Raw genomic sequence first — 20,974 nt, forward strand, 5'->3', positions numbered from 1 at the left:
CCGTGTTCCCCTGATGCGTTTCCTTACGTCAATGCTTGCCATGAGGCTGAAACCCTACTACCATAAGGCGTATGACCTATGGAATCCTGCTAATTGATGATGAGGTCGCTGTCCGTGATTCAATACGGAAGCTCGTGCCTTGGGAGCAGTACGGTTTCTCAGTAATCGGCGAGGCCAGCAATGGACTTGAGGCTCTTGACATGCTGGAAGATACATCGCTGTCGCCGGATGCCATTATTACAGACATCAAGATGCCATATATGGACGGCATAGATTTCATCAAGGAAATCCGCCGCCGCTATCCCCCCATCATACTGATTATCCTCAGCGGCTATGATGAATTTACCTATGCTCAGACGGCCATACGTTATAATGTCAGCGAGTATGTCCTCAAGCCAGTGAGTACAAGTGACATGGAGGCACTGCTTGGCAGGGTGAAACAACGGCTCAATGAAGAACGCGGGCAAGCCTTGGACATTGCGCATCTGACCGCGGTCTACAACAACGTGCTTCCCCTGCTCCGTGAAAAATTCCTCACATCCCTGCTTTCTCCGCTGAACACAAGCGAAAAAGAAAACGTGCTTCATCGGGCGCATGATTACGGCATAGACTTGGAGTGTGATTTTTTCATGGTCGCACTGTTCGAACCCGAAGATTTGCCGAGCCCTGAAGGACTCGATACGACTCATCTGACTCCTTTGGCAATGCAACAGGTTGCCGCTGATGTTTTCCAGGATGAAGACGAACAGCGCAAGCCTTTGGTGTTTCTCAATGAAAACCAGGTAATCCTGCTTTTCCGGGGCATGGGAAACACTGAAAATCACTTTTCACAGCTTTTCATCAAGCAGGTCATCCGTTCCAGCGAAAAACTGTCATCATGGCTGAAACGGTATCTCTCCCGCCCTTCTGCCCTTGCAGTCGGTTCTGTTGTCAGGAACGTACAGGATATCAGCCGTTCCTATGAAGATGCCCTCACAGCGTTGAACTACAGTACAATCTTCCCCGACCAGCAGATTCTCTATATCGGAGATCTGGAACAAGGAAGCGCCGAAGCCCTGTTCCCTGGACATATTGCCCGCAGGCTCGACCAACGCCTGCGCGGAGAGCTTGCGTCAGCCATAAAGTTGGGAACGGAGGAACAGACAGCGGTTCTGATTGACAGGCTCGCCGCTTCATACATGATGGATGCCGGTTCGGGTTCGGGGGCCGGGGCAAGCGCGGTCGGCGGTTTCCTTATGGAAATGCTTGCCATCTTCTTTGAGATAGCATCATCTTTCGGCTCAAACCTGTATGAAGCGGCATCAGCTCCCGGACAGGGAGAAAGAAATCTCCTGGGGGAACTGGGGACTATGACATCCCTCAACAAAGCATGCAAATGGTGCGCGCAGATAGCAGGACGGCTCCACGAACACATCACGGGATTGAGAAAAAACTCCCATGTCAGGTTCATTGAGGATGCGAAAAGACTTATCTATGAGCATCACGCGAAAGCAACGTTCGGGCTGGAACAAATCTGTGACATGATTGGGGTAAGCACATCTCATTTCAGCATGACTTTCCGAAAGGAGACAGGCGAGACGTTCGTCCGGTACCTGACGCTTGTCCGGCTGGAGCATGCAAAGGAGCTACTGAGAAACACTGAGTTGAAAAGTTATGAAATAGCCGAAGCCGTAGGTTTCACTGAACCTAATTATTTCAGCTTCTGCTTCAAACGTCTGATAGGAATGTCTCCCTCCCAGTTCAGGCGGGAGCTGCGTCCGGGGAACGACAATGCGTAACAAGAAGCGTGATAAAATACGTGACAGGAGCATCAAGTCAATCATCACCCTGGCGATTGCAACAATTTCCATAGCCTTCATCCTCATCATCAGCATCGTCCTCTACTCCGAATCAGTTTCGGCGTTGACAGAAAACTCCTACGTGATGACCAAGGAAGTCGTCTATCAAGTGAACACGAACCTCGACTATTATCTTTCTGGTATCATATCGATGGCTTCTTATGTGAAAAACATGGTAAGGGAGACTGAAGAATACCCCTCTGGGGATATCATAGAAAGAATCCTGCCAATCATAGAGTCGCGCAGTGACATTGAGACCATCGCCTTGCTCGATGCTGACGGACAGTTAGTCTTCAGCTCCGCGCGCGGGGCTGTCAAGGCGTCTGGAACCATACGGGAACAACTCTGGTTCACACGCGCCGTCGGTACGGAAGGGAATTACTATTTCACCGGACCGCATGTGCAGAATCTTTTCACCGGCCAGTACCCATGGGTCATCTCGTACAGCCAAGAGATAACCTACGTGGGAACGAATGGGGAACGGAGTCCGGGGATACTTTTGATAGACATGAATTTCTCCGCGGTACGGGACATCACCGACAGGGCGACCTTGGGACGTTCCGGCTACGTCTATCTGGTGGACAATGAAGGCGGCATTGTCTTTCATCCTCGGCAGCAACTGATCAACGCCGGACTGCTTGCGGAAGATACGGAATCTGTCCAGGACCATGTCTTCGGTTCCTTCATCAACTCATTCGCGGGACGCAAACGGCTCACTGTCGTCGATACGGTCAGCTACAGCCGCTGGAGGATTGTCGGCATCGCCTTCATGGACGAAATAACCGACCAGCTCACCAGCCTCAGTCTGGTAATGTCCATCCTGGTCGTCATCTGCGTTTTCGTCGCAGTCTTCATCGCCCGACTCGTGTCTACTTCAATAACTCGTCCCATCAAGAAACTGGAACGACTGATGAAGCAGGTCGAAGGGGGGAACATGATGGTGGACACCGATGTGCGGGGCAATCTTGAAGTCCGGGCGCTCTCCCGTTCATTCGGTCATATGATTTCACGCATACGCAAGCTGATGGATGACATTGTCCGTGTCCAGGAAATGAAACGCAAGAGTGAGATGGATGCAATGCAGGCGAAAATCAATCCCCATTTCCTCTATAACACCCTTGACTCGGTCGTCTGGCTGGCTGAACAAGGAGATACCCAAAGCGTCATCAGGATGATATCTGCCCTTGCCCGGCTGTTCCGCATCAGTATCAGCAAGGGGCATGACATCATTACGTTGGGCGAGGAACTGGAACATGTGGGCAACTATCTGTTCATCCAGCAGATGAGGTATGTGAACAAGTTTGAATTCACCATCGACCTGCCAGATGATCTGAAGAACAAGCCGACAATCAAGCTGATTGTCCAACCCATCGTAGAAAATTGCATCTATCATGGCATCAAATATCTTCAGGAGATGGGACGCATCGACATCCGTGTCTTCCGCCGTCCTCCTGGGGCCTTGGTCATTGAGATTAAGGACAATGGCGTCGGCATGATTCCGGAAGTATTCGATAGAATCATGGAGCCACGGACGACTCATTCATCTTCAAGCAACGGCATAGGCGTCCGCAATGTCTCCGACCGCATCAAGCTGTATCATGGTAATGATTATGGTCTTGAAATCCAGAGCGAGGCCGATATCGGTACGATAGTCCAGCTTGTCATACCAGAGGGAAAGGACATCCCTCCCATAAAGGTGGCGAAGAAATGAAAAGACGGCACCTTCCGCATTTCTGTTTCACCGCAGGCATCACTACCGCAGGCATCATTGCATGCATGATATTCGTGGTCTCCTGTTACCGGAATCCGGCGAACACAGTCACCCTGCTTTCTTCACGTCCTGAATCCCAGGAGAAGCCGATACGCATGGCTTTCCTGACCAACATGCAGGGAGGAGAACACTGGGGGAACATGAAATCCGGCGCACGTTTCGCCCGCAGCATGCACGGGAACATGACCATTGAGTTCTATGCTCCCATCAACGAGGCTGACTATCACGGACAGACGGAACTTCTCCAGCAGGTAGTGGACGCGGACTTCGATGCGCTCGTGATTTCCTCCAGTCATGCTACATATGCCGCATCGACGATACAGCAGGCTCTGGCAAAAGGTATGATGGTCGTCACCGTCGATAACGATATCCTTGCCGCCGATGGCACGTCCCTTGCAAAGGCTCATGTCGGAACCGACTCACGGGAAGTGGGGAAGAAAGCCGCCATGAAGGGCATGGAGCTTGCGCCACAGGTACGCAAGGCACTGGTTGTCGCCTCTGTGCCGGAAAGCACTTCCATGATGGAAAAGACGGCTGCAATCACTGAAATTTTTTCTGAATCCGGTATCGAATTTCAAGTGATTTTCTGCCATGCGGACGCAACCATAGCCTACGGGCAGGTCAAGGCAGCACTGGAAAGTCCTGTAGCCATAGACATCATCATAGCACTGGAGGAATACGCCGCACACGGAGTGGCCGACGCCCTTGCCGAGACATCAGCAAAGGCAAGACCGGTTTTCATCGGGTCGGGTAATTCCCGCTATCAGTTGAACCTGCTGGAAACAGGAAGGATGGACGCACTGGTCGTTGAGAACTCATTCACAATGGGATATCTCGCCGTGGAAGCGGCAGCTTCCCTGGCAGGCGGACGGAACGTCGTCCCCGTGCCGGTGGAATTTGCCATTGTCACCCCGCTAACAATGTGGGAAGAACATCATCAGCGGCTTCTTTTTCCTCTGACGAACTGAACGTCATTTGAACTGCCGGTAGGTTTCACGGGTAATCAGCTGATAGGGAATCCAGACATACTGTCCGTCGGTCAGGGGATAGCCTATGCTTTCCTCGGTCGGGATTCTTCCCTGGGAAAGTTCGTAAGCTATGTTGAAGACAGCAGTGCCTTGGTTGACGGCATCGTTTAGCACCGTACCAAGGAGAGTGCCTTCCTCAAGAGCCTGGAGCGCAGGAGCGGTGGCATCGACTCCGACGACCGGCATATACCTGTCACCCCTGAAATATCCGGCGGATTTCAATGCCTCGATAGCGCCAAGAGCCATGTCATCATTGTTGGCAAAGACTGCTTCAATGGCGTCTCCATGGGCAGCGATGAAGCCTATCATCTTCTCCTGCCCTCTGACACGATCCCACAGGGCGGTGTCTTCGGCGAGCTTCTCAATCCTGATGTTGTTGTCGGCAAGGCATTTCATTGTATACTCAACCCTCAGGTCGGTGTCCTGATGGCCAGGCTCCCCGCGCAACATCACATACTGGAGGATTCCATCGCCGTTCTTGTCCGCTTCAGGATGTGTCTTCCAATAATCGGCTATGATCTGCGCACTCATTATACCGGACTGCTCGGCCTTTGCTCCGACATAGTACACCTTGTCCCATTTTGCCATGTCCTCGGCCAAAGGTTCGCGATTAAAGAACACCACGGGGATGCCCGCCTTCTTCGCTTTTTCAATGATGACTCCCGCGGCAGTCCTGTCAACGGGATTGACGGCCATGGCTTTGATTCCCTTGGCAATGAACTGATCAACCTTCCCGTTCTGGTTGACCTGGAGATTCTGCGAATCGACGATATCAACCATCGCCTTGCCTTGGGAGGCTGTAGTTATGGCCGCCCTGACCCCGGTGATGAACGTATCATCGAACTTATATGCCGCGACTCCGATTTCAGGCATGCTTTCTTTCCGTCCGCCAGCGTACAGGCCGGTGACAAGGACAAAAAGAAGACAGGCTCCGGCTACAATTCTCTTAATCATGCGTGACATCATGCGTGAATGACTCCTTGGACTCTGCTTCCTTGAACTCTCCCAAGAAGTTTCGCATGACTACGGTCGTGAGTACAGACGTTTTTTCATGGGGACATATTGTAAAGGTCAGGGGCGTCCCCATTCTCATAATCTTTACATTTCTTGCGTTACACGTGTTTGAAACGGAACACAGGCGACACTATCCGCATCTTTGGATTCGCGTAACCCGAAAGTACTATATCTCTTTACGTCAAAATCATACTTTCGGGTAATCGTCACTATTACCGATATCCCTTACATTAACTCATCAATTCATCATGCTTCGCCAGATTAACCAATCACTTCATTATATTTGATGAATGATTTTTGGTTTTCATGGAAAAATAAGGGGGGGGAAAGTGAGAAAAAACAGCATTGTGTTTGTAAGCATCTTCATGGTGTTTTTCGTCTTTGTTGCATGTTCCGGCGAAGTAGAGGTTCCGCACGCCAGCAACGTGCGCTTCACCACGGAGATCGGACGCAAGGTCATGGCTGACTCCGCATGGCAAGCCGGTGATGAAGTCGGCATCTACATGGTGGAAGCCGGTGAGGACGTGGCTACTGTCGCCGCGACCGACCGTGACAATGTGCAGTACGTGGCAGATACGGCGGGCATCAACTTCTCCGCCTTCTCCCCTGTTGACGCCTCCAACCCCTTGAAGTGGGATGACAACTCCAACCCTGCCATCACACACTTTGACTTCATCGCCTATTATCCCTATGTATCGCCCATCGCTGATACCACGGCTCTGCCCATACATGTCTATCCCCTTGGTTCCGGGGAACAGGATACCGGAAAGGCTGACTTCCTATGGGGACGCACCGACACTGTACAGAACAATACCCCAACGGTACGACTGAAGCTTGAGCACATGCTCTCCCGTTTGATTGTCAACCTTGGGCCAAGTACCACCATTGATAAGGATGCCATCAACGGTGGTACGCTTGTCGCCACTGTCACAGGCTTGAACACGAAGACCTCAATCAATCTGAATGACGGAACCTTGGGCACTCCTGGCGACGTTGTTCCTATTGTCATGAAGGACATCTCCGGCACGCTCACGGATGCGGAAAGAAGTGCGGGGAACCGCCGTTTTGAGACTGTGCTGATACCTGTGGACAACGCTACTGCTCTGGCTGCCTTGCAACTGGAGTTTGCCCTGACTGATGGTAGTACTGATACATACACATGGGCAGCGACTTCCGTAGCGACCTCTGACCAGGGCAAGATTCACTTTGACGCGGGAAAGCAGCATGTCTACAACATGACGCTCAATACGTCTGATAATGAAGTCGCCGTTGCCGCCATCCAGATTGAGATAAAGGACCAAGACACCGGAAGTTTGGTGAACGGGGCAGCGGAAAAGGCATACAGCCTCACCTTTGGAGCCAACGGAGCCACGAGAGGCAGTGCGCCGGGACGGATGTATGCTCATAAGGGAAGCCAGGTCACACTGCCGACTCCTGGAACGTTGGAAAAGAATCTCCATTACTTCTACGGATGGAATACTGAGACTGATGGCAGCGGAGATTCATATGCCGTTGGAGACTCTTTCGTGATTCCTGGGCAGGATGTGACACTATATGCAATCTGGGTGGAGAACCAATACAGCGTCTCCTTTGATGGCAACGGAGCCACGGGAGGCAATACTCCGGGACGGATATATGCTCATAAGGGAAGCAAAGTCACACTGTCGGCTCCGGGAACATTGGAAAAGGACATCCATTACTTCTACGGATGGAATACTCTGCCTAATGGCAACGGAACCCAATATGCCGTTGGCGAGTCCTTCACCATGCCCGCCAATGATGTGACGTTGTATGCGCGGTGGCTGGTGAAGATCAAGGCAGTCTCCGCCGGAAAGTCCCATACGATGATTCTGAAGATGGACGGCACGCTCTGGGCGACAGGAGACAACTATTATGGTCAACTGGGTGACAAAACGATGCCCACCAGAACTACTCCCGTGCGGGTGAGTTTGGATGTCGCGGCAGTCTCCGCCGGAGAGTCCCATACGATGATTTTGAAGAAGAACGGCACGCTCTGGGCGACTGGACGCAACAATTATGGCCAACTGGGTGACGCCACTCGGATCAGCAGATATATTCCCGTGCAAGTCAAGGTTAGTACCAGTCTTACCGACTTCATGACTGATGTCGTGGCTGTCTCCACCGGGGAGCGTCATACGATGATTCTGAAGAAGGACGGCACGCTCTGGGCGACTGGAGACAACGAATTTGGTCAAGTGGGTGACAAAACGATGACCACCAAAACTACTCCCGTGCGGATGGGTTTGGATGTCGCGGCTGTCTCCGCCGGAGCCACCCATACGATGATCCTGAAGAAGGACGGCACGCTCTGGGCGACTGGACGCAACTATTCTGGGCAATTGGGTGACGACACTCGGACCGACAGAAGAATGCCCGTGCTGGTCATGTCCATAGGTTCTGATGTCGCGGCTGTCTCCGCTGGAGCCACCCATACGATGATCCTGAAGAAGGACGGCACGCTCTGGGCGACTGGAGACAACAGCTATGGTCAACTGGGCATCGGTAATAATGAAGACAAAAACACGCCTGTGAAGGTCATGACTGATGTCAAGGCCGTCTCTGCCGGGGTCTCCCACACGATGATCCTGAAGAAGGACGGCACGCTCTGGGCGACTGGAAACAACGAATATGGTCAGCTGGGCCTGGGTGACAGCGGTTCGAGAACTCACAGATGCACACCCAAGCAGGTCACGTCCATGGGTTCTGATGTCGCGGAAGTCTCCGCCGGAGCTGAGCTCACGATGATTTTGAAGAAGGACGGCACGCTCTGGGCGACGGGGCGGAACCGTTTTGGTCAACGGGGTGATGGCGATACGTCCGAAAAAACAACGCCTGTACAGATTATTTTTTGACTAGAAGACAGGAGGATACCGGCGCACACGCCAACCGATTAATAAATCGTTCCGTTGCACCGGTTCATTCCCATGCTCACATTCTTCGTCCTTGTCATAGTCAGTTGCATTGCCTGCAACATCTCACTGCCCGCCATCATCGACAAAGACTCACAGGAATTATTGATACTTCATCTGGCAGGCACCCAATGAAAACAGGACAGCGGTTCCGACAAGACCAACGTCCTTCTGGGATACGGGGAGAGATCCGCGCGAGAACCAAGCGGACATCATGGGCATTGCCGACACAATGTGGCGGGGCAGAGTCCTGCTACAACCTCACCCGGCGGCTCAGCCAGTTCACCATGACATTGACCATGTAGTAGATGAACGCAATGACCGCATACATGCCCAGTACATGTGAGGATTTGACGAACTTACCCATGATAATCATGCCGGCGCCCATCAATTCTTCTATGCCTACAATCCAGCAGAATGACGTATCCTTGATTGCGGTGACAAATTGTCCCATCAAGGGGACAAGTATCTTTTTCACCGCTTGGGGAAGAATAATGTATATATACATCTGGAACTTGTTCAAGCCCAGAGCCTTGGCAGCCTCCCATTGTCCAGCTGCAATGCCGTTCAGCCCGCCCCTGACGATTTCAGCGACCATAGCGGAGGTGAATACCGTCATGGCAACGATAGCGGAAACCAACGCAGGCAGACGCAAGGTGAAACGGAAGCCGATGATGAACAGCAAAAGAGGAATATTCCGGACAGCATTAATGTAGACAGTCGCGACCACACGGGCAACGCGCCCTCCGGCGACTTTCATCAATCCCAGAATCATTCCGAAGACAAAGCTCAGGGCGATGGTTACGAAAGCAATGATCAGAGTAACGCCAAGCCCGTGCATCAGAAAATTGAATACGTCAAAGGAGAAAAACCCGGAAGTCACGCCACACCCCCCTTCTGCATACGCTCGAACCTGGCGACGATCAAGGAAAGAGGCAGGCACAGGGCAAGATAGAGGAGTCCCGTTACGATGAACGACGGCCCGTAGTAGAGATTCCCCGATGCCCAACTGTCGGAACGGTACATAAGATCCCCTCCCGCGACCATGGCCATGATGGAGGAGTTCTTAATCAGGTTGACAAGCTGGTTGGCCATGGGAGGAAGGGCAATGCGCATGGCCTGTGGTATGATGACCATTACCATGGACTGGAGATGAGAAAACCCTTGGCTGAGAGCCGCCTCGGTCTGGCCTTTGGGAACCGCACGGATGGCGGCCTCGACGACCGCCCCTCCGAAAGCTCCCGTATACAAAGCCAGCCCGATGCTTCCCACCGCAAATGAACTGAGCATGATTCCTATGCGGGGAAGCGCGTTGTAGAGGAAAAGCACCTGCACGACCAACGGTGTATTCTGGAAGAAACTCATGTACGCTCCGGCAATCCTTGAGCTACGCCTGCTGCCTGATGTACGTGCCAGCCCTACGACAAGGCTGATGGCAAGAGTGGCGACAAGAGCTGTCAGCGAAACACTGACCGTTACCCATAGCCCTTCAAGAAATACATCGAAATTTCTAAATAACGCTTCCCACTTGAACCATGCAAACATACTTATTTATCCAATCCCCATTTTGCCTTCATGGCAAGCAGCTCGCCGCTAGCGTCCAGATCAGCAATGGTGGAGTTCACAACGGACAGAAGCGCAAGGTTCCCCTTCTTCATGGCGGCGCCATATTCCTGTGGGGAATATTTGTCGGGCAGAATCTCACTGGAATCTTCCACATATCCCATCAGGATGGCACGATCCACGGAGAAAGAGTCAATCCGTCCGGAGTCCAAAGCAACCTTGAGCTCAGGATACGATGCATACTCGCTGAATTTCAATGTGATGCCCTGGTTCTTTGCCTCAGTCTCCAGGACGGCCTTGGTCGTAGCGCTCTGAGCGACACCGATGGTCTTTCCGTCAAGGTCTTTCAGGCTCTTGTAGCCACCGCTTTTCTTGACAAGAAGGGATACTGCATCCGTGTAATAAATGGTTGAGAACTCATAACTGAGCTTGCGTTCTTCGGTGACAGTAAAGGTGGCAATGACAATATCAAGCTCACCGGTATCAAGGAGAGGTCCGCGTGTCTTGGCTGTCACTGGCGTGAAAGAGACTTTGCTCGCGTCGCCCAAGATGACTTTGGCTATCTGGCGGGCAAGATCAGTCTCAAAGCCTACGTTCGCGCCGGTCGATATGTCTTTATACCCGAAACCAGGCACATCAACTTTGACACCGACATTCAATACTCCCCTGCTCTTAATCTTATCAACTTCATTGGAAGCACCGCTTTCCTTGGAGCCGGCGGCAAAGAGTACGGATGTGGACACCAGCATGACGCACAACAACATCACCAAGCCAGAAATACATTTCTTTTTCATTTTCCCCACCTCATATAATGGAATCACCAGGAATTGTGCCTTTGGCTCAATTCCCTCTCCGCCTTGCTTTACAAATGTCCGGGTTATCCACTATGTTCCAAATACGACACTTCCGGATACAATCCGGCCGTGATACGGCATTTTCTTTCTGTATCAAATTTCAATATCAGAGTAATGGTAGCCGCCGAGCCGGCAGTCAGGCGCTTTTCAGTATTTGACTCAGGAACCGCTTGGTACGTTCATGCGTCGGATGCCCGAACACCTGCGCGGGGGCTCCATCCTCAACTATCTTTCCTTCATCGAGGAACAGAACACGGTCGGCGACGCTCTGGGCAAAACCCATCTCGTGCGTCACGACCACCATGGTGATATCCTTACGGGCAATGTCTTTCATCACATCAAGCACACCTTTGACCATCTCCGGGTCAAGAGCGCTGGTCGGTTCATCAAACAACATGATCTTGGGCTGCATTGTCAGGGCACGGGCTATGGCCACCCGCTGCTGCTGTCCACCGGACAACTGGTTCGGGTACATGGAGGCTTTGTCGGCGACACCGACCTGCTCCAGGTTATTCATTGCGATTTCACGAGCCTCCGCAGGCGTGAGACGCTTGAGTCTGACAGGGGCAAGGGTCAGATTTTCCAGCACGGTCTTATGGGGATAGAGATTGAAGTTCTGGAATACCATGGACATGTCCTGGCGAAGGTTATGGAGCTGCCCGTCACTCAAGCCAGAAAGATTGTTGCCAAAAACTTCCACTTCACCATCAGCAGGAACCTCGAAACGGTTCATGCAACGAAGCATCGTACTCTTTCCTGAACCTGACGGACCAATGATGACAGTCTTTGAGCCTACGGGTATGGTGACATCGATGCCCCGCAGGACTTCGAGCGAACCGAATCCCATCCTGACACCTTTCATTTTTACTGCCGTTCCTTTCATAATCCTACCCTCCCGCGAGGTTTTCGTTCTCTCTCCACCCACTATATCCGCACATGTCGTCCGGATATAAAAAAAGCGCCACTCTCCTGAGAGACCGACGCCGTTGTCAGTTCATTAACCATTTCAGCAGGGAACAACTGGCTCCCTGTCGTATTTAGTTTGCTACAATATGGAATTTGAAGAAACGTGTCAACAACAAAAAATAAAAAAAGAACTCGGATACTCCCTTGTTTTTCAGACTCCGGGAGACATATTTGATTTCCCCACAAGCAAAGAAGGAAATATTTGAGGAAACCGATGGTATCCCGGATATTCTTCGCTGTGAAACAAAAAGTGTCTGGATGGATAAAAAAACGAAAAAATTTTCTTGATGCAATTTAAAAATGGAAAATTAATGCATGAATATCCATGTATAGTGTATGTCTATTCCATATTTACCTGGTATCAGTGAATATTTTGAATATTTATTCATTTTGTTCGTATGTGACGTTTATTTTGAAATTGCCTCCCTATTTTTCTATTTCCGAACTTGTGATAGCCCATAATACCGGTCAAATTGACAAAGAAAGCCGTTCTCCGTACTGTTCTCCTAACGTGTCACGTCTCCAAAGGAGCAAGGAAAACCATGCAAGGAGAACCATCCATGGAAAAGATTCCCAGTTTCACTGTCAACCATCTGGTGCTGGAGCCCGGCATCTACATCTCCCGCACGGATAATCTGGGAGAACGCTCGCTTATAACCTATGATGTGAGGATGACAACACCGAACAAGGAACCTGTGATGAATACGGCGGAGGTACATACCATTGAACATCTGGGAGCTACGTTCCTGCGCAACCATCCCCACCATAAGGATGATGTGATTTATTTCGGTCCCATGGGATGCAGGACTGGTTTCTACTTAATCCTGAAAGACGGAGTAATCCACGAGGAAGTCCTTGCGTTGGTCAAGGACATGTATGCCTTCATCAGTACCTATGAGGGAGAGATACCCGGAGCGTCCGCCAGGGACTGCGGCAACTGGCAGGACCAGAATCTACCCATGGCCCGTTACTATGCCCAGCGTTATTTTGCCGTCCTGAATGCCCTGGAAGACTGCTCATTTGTTTACAAAGACTGAAGAAAACTGAGAGAGAAGAATGGAAGCTGTCATCATCGCCGCCATGTTCGAGGAGATATCACCGTTACGGGAGAGGCTTTCACCCCGCCCGCTCATGCAGAGAGGTGTCTTCCGGCTTGAGAAGGCATCATGGGAAACCCTGGACATCATGCTGGTACAATGCGGCATTGGCAAGGCGAACGCTGCGGCGGCAACATCCATTGCTTTGGAAAAATTCTCTCCGCAGATAATCCTGAACATGGGATCCGTAGGTTCTTTGTCACCAGAGCTTGAGGTCGGGGACATATCCCTCATCGAGGAGTTCACGTACCATGACGCGGATGCTACGGTCTTTGGCTACGCCCTTGGCCAGATACCCCGCATGCCGGCAACATATGCCACGGATATCACTCCGTTCCTCAACCTTCCCCATGAGGGTTATGCGGTGAAGCCGGGCGTTCTGGTGACCGGAGACATGTTCTCTACTGACGACAGGCGCATCGAAGCCATCCGCCGGAATTTCCCACGGGCAACCGTCCTGGACATGGAAGGAACCGCTATAGCCCAGACGGCATCCCATTACGGACTTGGGCTGATATCGGTGAAATCAGTCTCTGACAAAGCCGGGAAGGATGCTGATGACAGTTTCCGCGCCAATCTTGAAAAAGCCTCGCGCAATTGTACTGATTATGTACTGAAAATCCTGGAAACCCTGCTGTAAACCAGGCTTTCACCATGGATTTCAAGAAAATCCGTTATCATAAAATGGCATGCGTAACTCATCGTCCCGCTCCTTCTTTCATGACTTCCCTTGCCAGATCCTGTAGCATTCCACCTGGTCACTTTCGGGGAAAGCCTCCATGCATGAGCGGAATCTTGATTGAACTTTTCCCTTCAAAACCTTACCCTCCCGTGACAGGCGTCAGGTATTTCTTCCTTATTCATATCCTTCTCACAGATTTTGTATTGAAGATATCCGTCATGCCTGAGTACCATTGATTCTGATGGGATGCATCCCAATGGATGCACAAGTCGGACGCAGGAGCAAGCGAGTAATGGAAACTAGTGGAAAAAGGAGCATCTCAAGACGGCAGGAACACTGGGGAAAGCCTGGAAAGTTGGAAAAACCGGGAAAAGCGTCTCCCTATCTGTATTTCCTGCCTGCCGTGGCGCTTGCCGTGATCTTCTCTTACTGGCCGTTCATCAAGACGCTGGTCAATAGCTTCCATATAGTCAATTTCAAAGGTGAACTGGTGCGTTTCGTCGGTCTGGAGAACTATACGCGGTTGGCGGCCAATGCCAGCTTTCTCACCAGCCTGAAGAATACGGCACGCTTCACCCTGATCTTCACTCCGGTGAACATGGTGGTATGCCTCGGCCTGGCCATCCTGTGCCAGCGGCGGCGTCGGGGTTCTTCTTTCAATGAGCTGCTGTTTTTCCTCCCCATGGCCGTGTCGATGTCCAGTGCCGCCCTGATTTTCAAGGCGTTGTTCAATCCGACCATCGGAATCGTGAATTGGGCGCTGGGGACTGACATCAATTGGTTCAACGATCCTGCCCATGCAATGACCACGCTGGTGGTTCTGGGCGTATGGCTTGATGTCGGCCTGAATTTCATCCTCTTGCTCACAGCCTTGCGCAACGTGCCGCGACCCTATCTTGAGGCGGTGGCCATGGAAGGCAGCTCCTGGTGGCGTGCCTTGCTCTCCATCCAACTGCCCCTGATATCCCCTACCTTGATATTCGTCTTCATGACGGGTGTCAAGAATGCCATGCTGATGTCCGGACCGGTAATCATCATGACCGAAGGCGGCCCCTACCGATCCACCCAGACAGTAGTTTTCCAGATGTACCTGGAAGGTTTCACCAGCGGCAACTACACCTTGGGTTCAACCTTGAGCGTAGTCATCTTCCTTTTTACCCTTATGGTGATGCTGGGCATCCTTGCCTTTGAGAAAAGGAGGGTGTACTACTCATGAAATTCACGTATGACATGGTGCGCCGCCACCGCAAGGCTCAGGACATAGCACTGGGAGCAAGCGCTGCCATTCTGGGCATCATTGTGGTCTTTCCCATACTTTATACCATTTCCGCATCCTTGTTCCGGATGAGTGACTTTGCCCAGTGGCCTCCGCGCCTATGGACCAGCAGTCCCTCATGGGACAACTACCTGCGGGTTTTCCGCAACTCCCTGATGGTTCGCTATGTGTATAATTCCTTGGGTACTGCCTTGATCGGGACGATTTTCCGTGGAGCCATCTCAATCCTGGCCGGGTATGCCGCCGCAGTGCTTTCCTTCCGTGGCCGTGACTTCCTGTTCGTCTTCATTCTGGCTACCATGCTGGTTCCGTCCGATGCGCTTCTGATAGAAAACTACCTGACAGTCATGCGTCTGGGATGGACCAACACGTGGGTTGGCATCCTGTCCATACAGATTCTTGCGCCGGTGAACATGCTGATGTACCGCCAGTACTTCAAGACGATTCCACGGGAATACCGTGAAGTGGCTATGATCAGCGGCTGCGGGGACTTCGGATACCTGCGGATGATAGTATTGCCCATCTCCATGCCTATCGTCCTGACGTTGTCCCTCCAGTCCTTCATCTCCATCTGGAACTCATACCTCTGGCCGCTGTTGGTCACCACCGACCAGAACATGCGTACCGTTCAGGTCGGCATCACCATGCTTGGGTTCTCGGAGAGCCTGGACTACGGCCCGTTGTTTGCCGCCCTTGCCGTAATCATGGTTCCGTCCATTGTCATCTTCGCTTTGCTGCGCAAGAGAATCATGGACGGCATCCTGGGAAATATAACCACTACCCTGTGAGGGGCCTTATGAGGAGAGACATCATGAAAAAGACGATACGCACGATGGGTTTTCTGTTCAGTTTTCTGTTCATTGCGCTTTGCCTGGGAACCGCCACGCTCTTTGCGGCGGGCTCCCGCGAACACGAGCGCGTATCCTCCGGATCACGAACTGTCACCTGGTGGCATTCGAACAGTGGCTTGCGGGGACAGGCGACCGACGACCTCGTCGCGGCCTTCAATGCGACGATTGGTCAGGAAAAAGGCATAACGGTGCAGGCCGTCTATCAGGGTGCCGCGACGGACATCACCACAAAGCTGCGTGCAGTCTTCCAAAGCGGCAGGGCGCATGATCTTCCCGACATTGCCCAGGTTGACGCCACAGGCATCATTGATGTACGAGCGTCCCGTGAGCTTGTTCCCCTTAATAACCTGGCCGCCCGCGACGGATTTGACCTAAGCGTCATAGAACCTGCCGCCTTACAGTCTCTGATGTACAAGGACACAATTCTCGGCATGCCGTTCAACAACTCCACCATCCTGCTGTACTACAACAAGACGGCCTTTGATGAAGCAGGACTTGACCGCGCTCCCCGTACCTTGTCGGAAATGGCTGACTATGCGGCCAAGCTGACCCGCCGCAAAACGGACGGCAGCATTGAACGCCATGGCTTTGCCAATGTTCCCACCACCTATGAGTTGGTGTCGTGGATAGGCCAACAGCATGTCCAACAAAATGGCGTGTCCTACCTGACCGACAAGCGTAATGGTCATGACGGCAATCCCACCAAGGTCGTCTTTGATGAAAACGGAACCATGAAGACATTCCTCACCCAATGGCGTAAGGTGTGGGAAGCCGGAGGGCTGGCAAATCTGACCAGCGGACTGACCGGAGAATTTGCCGCTGGCAAGGTGACCATGATTGTCGCATCGACCAGCAACCTGACCACAATCCTCCAAACCATCGACGGGCGTTTCGAGCTTGGCGTGGCATACTTCCCACGGGTCACGGAAAATTCTGACGGTGGAGTGAACATCGGCGGTGGTTCGTTGATGGCCTTCGACAGGGGGTTGAACCAGACTGATGCGGCATGGGAGTTCATCAAATTCGCGTCCAGCGCGGAGCAACAGTTCATCTGGCTGGAAAAAACAGGCTATTTCCCCGTCAACCTCGGAACCTACGATCTGCCCGAAACCAAGGAGTTCCTTGCCAGGAATCCTCTGTTCCAGGTGGCGATAGACCAGCTCCATGACAGCAATCCCGCCTTGTACGGGCTATGGGTTCCCTCCGCCTACCAGATATACTATGTGTTCCAGAACGGCATCCGCGACTTCCTTGAGAACAATCGGGACATTGACGCGACCATTGCCACTCTGTCCAAAGAAATCACTACCTATCTGGATGATTTCAACAGGGCGAATCCGGAGTGAGCATGAAAGGGTACATGAAAGGATTGGCGACCAGTACCAATATCATCAGCTTCCGACGTTCGGGCGGGCATGCCCCGATGATTTCCTTCATGGATGTCCTTTCCGCCCATGGGTGGAAGAATCTTGATTTGAATTTCTGCGAGATGATGAACCCAGAATCCACGCTGAGGACGGAAGAATCTTCCGTGTATCTCGAAAGGCTGATGCACTTGCGCGAGAAGCATGGCTTCGTCTACATGCAGAGCCATGCGCCTTATGTACGAGACCGCTTTGCAATGAAGGATGATGAGGGCAGGGAATCTGATGTCCTGATGGCAAAGGCCATAAGGATATCCGCCTCCTTGGGCATTCCCCATGTTGTCGTCCATCCCGCTCCCCTCCCGTCAGACAGACCACGCAGGGAAATCATCTCCCGCAACGTTGCGTGGCTCTCTCCTTTCGTAGAACTGGCCTCCGGCCTGGGTGTGGCGCTTGCCCTTGAGAACCTGGACGCGGAAAATGAGATTCATGATGCAGACGAACTCTGTACTTTGGCCGATGCGTTCGGCAAGGCTCCTGTGGGAATCTGCTATGATTTCGGACATGCCAACATGCACGGGAAGCGCGACCATGCCGCCTTTCTCCGTACCGTAGGCAAACGCCTGACGGCCACCCATGTGGCGGACAATAATGGGACGGAGGATGAGCACCTCCTGCCCTTCCATGGAACGATAGCATGGGAGGAATGTCTTCCGATACTCTCCGGGATAGGATACGACGGATATCTGACCTATGAAATCATGTTCTTTTCACGGCATCTGCCAGAGCAGACCAAGGGAGCTTTCCTTGATTATGCGCTGGCAACTGGCAATCATTTGATGGAACTGGCGGCTAAACCAACCTTTGTTTAATCTTCATCATCACGGAAGAACATGCAGCGGTCGGAGAACTCGCACCCCGCGCAGGCTGAACCAGGGCATTGCTGAAAGGCTACGCCAACCGAGGAAAGCTGACGGACATGCCATTCCAGCTCATCGATGCGACGGTCAAGATCAAGACGCTTCTCCATGGCATCGCTCAACTTTCCCCTATACTGCTTGAGCAAGGCAACCCGCCGCTTCTCCCCTGTCACGTCCTCCGCGCCCATCCTGATGATGCGACCGATGTCCTCCAGGGAAAAGTCGAGGGCTTTCAATTGTAGCAAGCGGCGCAGATAGACCAAGTCCGCATCGGTATAGAATCTCTGACCTCCGCCAGTCCTTGCCTGTGTTTTCAACAAGCCGAGCGACTCATAATAGCGTACTGTCCGGACAGTGACCTTGGCTTTCCGCGCCAGCTCTCCTATCCGGTATTTACCATCTTCCATGTTTCCTGTTGTATCATGAAGCATATCTTCCTGCAAAGGGTTCATACGTTTTCATATCATGCGCCGGGACTACGCGGGAACCATGCCCTGAAACACTACACAGGGAACAGACTATGATAGTAGCATGAAATACTCATCAAACCACGCTGACAGTTCTACCATCATCAAGGAAATGCCGGTCGAGGATCGTCCGCGGGAAAAAATGATGACCCGTGGCGCGACATCCCTTTCCGACAGGGAGCTGGTCATGATTCTCCTGGGTTCCGGCAGCAGGAAGCGTCCGGTATGTACCTTGGCCAATGACCTGCTTGAAATCCTTGACAGAACCGATAACCCTTCCATGGAGACGCTTTTGACCATAAAGGGCATGGGACAGGCAAAAGCGGCGGTAATCTGCGCCGCATGGGAGCTGGGCAGGCGCAAGCCGCCCAAGCGGAGAATCTTCATCCAGTCCCCGCCTGATGTATACCCCTTAATCAGGCATTACGCCGACAGGACACGGGAACATTTCATCTGCGTCGCCCTCAATGGCGCCCATGAGGTAATCAGCGTGGATGTCGTATCAATCGGATTGGTCAACAGGACGCTTGTCCATCCCAGGGAAGTATTCGCCTTGCCCATGAAGAACCGGGCGGTGGCAGTCATCGTCGCCCATAATCATCCGTCCGGGAATCTGACTCCCAGTCCCGAAGACCTTGACGTGACACATCGCCTCAAAATTGCCGGAGACGTCGTGGGCATTAATGTACTCGACCATCTGATCTTTTCCGAGGAAAGTTTCTATTCACTGCTTGAAGGCGGGGAATTTTGACTTACGGCGACAGGCGGCGGGACATTGCCATCAGGAGCATGGAAAGTCCCGTCTACAGACTCCCCTGCGGGATTCACATGGACAGTCACATGCTTTGCGCAAGGAAACTGATGTTCTATGGAATGGTGGACATCTTCTGCTATGTTGTGGGCCGCACGCAGGGAAAGCTCGCTGTCACAGCGGATTTCCACCTCGACATAATAGCCGAAGCCGGTTCTCCGTGTCTTGAGCAAATCTATACCGAGAACTCCATTGATTGATTTGATGGCAGATTTAAGGGATGCACGTGTTTTTTCATCGACCGAAGCGTCAAGAAGGACATTGATTGACTCCATCAAGACATGAACGCCCGCCTTAAGAATCAGAAGACAGATGAGAAGTGATGCAATAGGTTCCAGCACAGGCATGCCGAGTCTGGCGCCAAGTATGCCGACGAATACACCAAGCGCACTGAATACATCGGAACGATGATCCCATGCCGTGGCCTCCAGGGAGGACGAGCCGGTAGCCTTCGCTACGCGTTTGGTATAGCGATAGAGAACTTCCTTGCTCACCATGGTTCCCGCGGCAACCGCCAGGGGAAGAAGGGTAGGAATGACAATGGATTCAGGGTTGAGCAAAAGCTCTACGCCACGGATTCCTATGAATATGCCGCCGCCGACCAGAGCCAAGGCAAGGAAAAGCGATACAATGCTTTCCGCCTTCTCATGACCGTATTGATGCTCGCGATCCGCCTGTTTCCGGCTCACGGCGACGCCGCCGATTACCAAGAGGCTGGAAGCAACATCCCCAAGGGAGTTGACTGCGTCGCTGACCAATGCAGCGGATCCTCCCATGATTCCCGCAACCAATTTGGCGATGCTCAGAAGGGCATTGGCGAACGTGGATATGAATGCCGCGGCCAGGGCTTTCCGTGCTGGCAAGGAGGATGAACCCCCGTCCTTGCTTGATATCTGGCGGGTTGTCCGTTCCTTCTTTTTCATGGCAATCTCAGCGGCTATGCCGTCCCTTGAGGACTTCAATGACATCGGCAAGCTGGACGTTCTTGGCCGCCAGCAGAACCAAAAGATGATACATAAGGTCGGCGACCTCGCCCAAGAACAGGTTGCGGTTATCATCCTTGCTTTCAATGATCAGTTCGACCGCTTCCTCACCCACTTTCTGGGCAATGCGGTTCAAGCCGCGGCTGAACAGGTGGTTGGTATAGGAGCCTTCCACAGGATGTTCCCTGCGGTCGTGAATCACCTGTTCAAGATAGAAAAGAAATTCGGTAGAGATGATGTCCTCTGGCTTGTTATTCTCATCGAAGCACGTGTCCGCTCCGGTATGGCATACTGGTCCTGAAGGAACTGCCTTGATGAGAAGCGTATCATTGTCACAGTCATGGAGTATCTCACGCAGCTCAAGGTAATTTCCGCTGGTTTCCCCTTTTGTCCAGAGCTTCCCGCGGGAACGTGACCAGAATGTCACACGTCTTTTTTCTTCAGTAAGACGCAGGGCTTCTTCATTCATGTAACCGAGCATCAGAACCCTGCGGGTCTCGGCATCCTGGACAATGGCCGGAACCAAGCCATTCCCTTTGGCAAAATCAACAGGCATCAT

19 protein-coding genes are annotated in these 20,974 nt (G+C 52.2%); 11 read left to right on the forward strand and 8 right to left on the reverse strand.

What is annotated here, in order from left to right:
- Nucleotides 1-71 precede the first annotated feature (71 nt).
- The 3 genes from SPICO_RS07155 to SPICO_RS07165 are packed head-to-tail and all read left to right on the forward strand — an operon-like array spanning nt 72 to nt 4,577.
- Nucleotides 72-1,778, forward strand: a complete 1,707-nt coding sequence (locus tag SPICO_RS07155) for a response regulator (RefSeq protein ID WP_013740000.1) — start codon at nt 72-74, stop codon at nt 1,776-1,778.
- On the forward strand, nt 1,771-3,549 hold the full coding sequence (locus SPICO_RS07160) for a cache domain-containing sensor histidine kinase (protein WP_013740001.1): 1,779 nt from the start codon (nt 1,771-1,773) through the stop codon (nt 3,547-3,549). The genes SPICO_RS07155 and SPICO_RS07160 overlap by 8 nt, the downstream gene beginning before the upstream one ends.
- Nucleotides 3,546-4,577, forward strand: a complete 1,032-nt coding sequence (locus SPICO_RS07165; RefSeq protein ID WP_013740002.1) for a substrate-binding domain-containing protein — start codon at nt 3,546-3,548, stop codon at nt 4,575-4,577. The genes SPICO_RS07160 and SPICO_RS07165 overlap by 4 nt, the downstream gene beginning before the upstream one ends.
- A 3-nt stretch (nt 4,578-4,580) precedes the next feature.
- On the opposite strand, the gene SPICO_RS07170 is transcribed toward SPICO_RS07165, so the two are convergent.
- The gene (locus tag SPICO_RS07170) at nt 4,581-5,591 is read right to left on the reverse strand and encodes a galactose ABC transporter substrate-binding protein (protein WP_215904606.1); all 1,011 of its coding nucleotides are present in this window, start codon (nt 5,589-5,591) and stop codon (nt 4,581-4,583) included.
- A 389-nt stretch (nt 5,592-5,980) separates the two neighbouring features.
- Here SPICO_RS07170 and SPICO_RS09900 point away from each other — a divergent pair, with 389 nt between their 5' ends.
- On the forward strand, nt 5,981-8,524 hold the full coding sequence (locus SPICO_RS09900) for an RCC1 domain-containing protein (RefSeq protein ID WP_013740004.1): 2,544 nt from the start codon (nt 5,981-5,983) through the stop codon (nt 8,522-8,524).
- A 310-nt stretch (nt 8,525-8,834) separates the two neighbouring features.
- On the opposite strand, the gene SPICO_RS07180 is transcribed toward SPICO_RS09900, so the two are convergent.
- From SPICO_RS07180 to SPICO_RS07195, 4 genes are all read right to left on the reverse strand, one after another.
- Entirely contained in the window at nt 8,835-9,464 is a 630-nt protein-coding gene (locus SPICO_RS07180) for an amino acid ABC transporter permease (RefSeq protein ID WP_013740005.1), read from the reverse strand.
- The gene (locus tag SPICO_RS07185; RefSeq protein WP_013740006.1) at nt 9,461-10,126 is read right to left on the reverse strand and encodes an amino acid ABC transporter permease; all 666 of its coding nucleotides are present in this window, start codon (nt 10,124-10,126) and stop codon (nt 9,461-9,463) included. Before SPICO_RS07185 ends, SPICO_RS07180 begins: the two co-directional genes overlap by 4 nt.
- 2 nt (nt 10,127-10,128) lie before the next feature.
- Complete coding sequence (locus SPICO_RS07190; protein ID WP_013740007.1) at nt 10,129-10,938, reverse strand: transporter substrate-binding domain-containing protein; 810 nt, start codon at nt 10,936-10,938, stop codon at nt 10,129-10,131.
- A gap of 196 nt (nt 10,939-11,134) precedes the next feature.
- Nucleotides 11,135-11,881, reverse strand: a complete 747-nt coding sequence (locus SPICO_RS07195) for an amino acid ABC transporter ATP-binding protein (protein ID WP_013740008.1) — start codon at nt 11,879-11,881, stop codon at nt 11,135-11,137.
- 643 nt (nt 11,882-12,524) lie between these two features.
- Between SPICO_RS07195 and SPICO_RS07200 the strand changes: the two genes are divergently transcribed.
- From SPICO_RS07200 to SPICO_RS09905, 6 genes are all read left to right on the forward strand, one after another.
- Complete coding sequence (locus SPICO_RS07200) at nt 12,525-13,001, forward strand: S-ribosylhomocysteine lyase (protein ID WP_013740009.1); 477 nt, start codon at nt 12,525-12,527, stop codon at nt 12,999-13,001.
- Between the two features lie 19 nt (nt 13,002-13,020).
- Entirely contained in the window at nt 13,021-13,701 is a 681-nt protein-coding gene (locus SPICO_RS07205) for a 5'-methylthioadenosine/adenosylhomocysteine nucleosidase (protein WP_013740010.1), read from the forward strand.
- Nucleotides 13,702-14,035: 334 nt separating this feature from the next.
- On the forward strand, nt 14,036-14,959 hold the full coding sequence (locus SPICO_RS07215) for a carbohydrate ABC transporter permease (protein ID WP_013740012.1): 924 nt from the start codon (nt 14,036-14,038) through the stop codon (nt 14,957-14,959).
- On the forward strand, nt 14,956-15,807 hold the full coding sequence (locus tag SPICO_RS07220) for a carbohydrate ABC transporter permease (RefSeq protein ID WP_013740013.1): 852 nt from the start codon (nt 14,956-14,958) through the stop codon (nt 15,805-15,807). Before SPICO_RS07215 ends, SPICO_RS07220 begins: the two co-directional genes overlap by 4 nt.
- 23 nt (nt 15,808-15,830) lie before the next feature.
- Nucleotides 15,831-17,216, forward strand: coding sequence for an ABC transporter substrate-binding protein (locus tag SPICO_RS07225; protein WP_013740014.1), 1,386 nt, complete (start codon nt 15,831-15,833; stop codon nt 17,214-17,216).
- A 2-nt stretch (nt 17,217-17,218) separates the two neighbouring features.
- On the forward strand, nt 17,219-18,106 hold the full coding sequence (locus SPICO_RS09905; RefSeq protein ID WP_013740015.1) for a sugar phosphate isomerase/epimerase family protein: 888 nt from the start codon (nt 17,219-17,221) through the stop codon (nt 18,104-18,106).
- Here the strand turns inward: SPICO_RS09905 and SPICO_RS07235 are convergent.
- Nucleotides 18,103-18,585 (reverse strand): MerR family transcriptional regulator, encoded by a 483-nt coding sequence (locus SPICO_RS07235; protein ID WP_013740016.1) that lies wholly within the window; start codon nt 18,583-18,585, stop codon nt 18,103-18,105. The two genes, SPICO_RS09905 and SPICO_RS07235, sit on opposite strands and share 4 nt — an antisense overlap.
- A 100-nt stretch (nt 18,586-18,685) precedes the next feature.
- Here SPICO_RS07235 and radC point away from each other — a divergent pair, with 100 nt between their 5' ends.
- On the forward strand, nt 18,686-19,372 hold the full coding sequence (gene radC / locus SPICO_RS07240; RefSeq protein ID WP_013740017.1) for a RadC family protein: 687 nt from the start codon (nt 18,686-18,688) through the stop codon (nt 19,370-19,372).
- On the opposite strand, the gene SPICO_RS07245 is transcribed toward radC, so the two are convergent.
- Together SPICO_RS07245 and hisIE are read right to left on the reverse strand one after the other, a co-directional pair.
- Nucleotides 19,342-20,355, reverse strand: a complete 1,014-nt coding sequence (locus tag SPICO_RS07245; protein WP_052295853.1) for a cation diffusion facilitator family transporter — start codon at nt 20,353-20,355, stop codon at nt 19,342-19,344. The genes radC and SPICO_RS07245 overlap by 31 nt on opposite strands.
- 7 nt (nt 20,356-20,362) lie before the next feature.
- Nucleotides 20,363-20,974, reverse strand: a complete 612-nt coding sequence (gene hisIE, locus SPICO_RS07250) for a bifunctional phosphoribosyl-AMP cyclohydrolase/phosphoribosyl-ATP diphosphatase HisIE (RefSeq protein ID WP_013740019.1) — start codon at nt 20,972-20,974, stop codon at nt 20,363-20,365.

The sequence above is a fragment of the Parasphaerochaeta coccoides DSM 17374 genome, assembly GCF_000208385.1.
Taxonomy (GTDB): Bacteria; Spirochaetota; Spirochaetia; order Sphaerochaetales; family Sphaerochaetaceae; genus Parasphaerochaeta; species Parasphaerochaeta coccoides.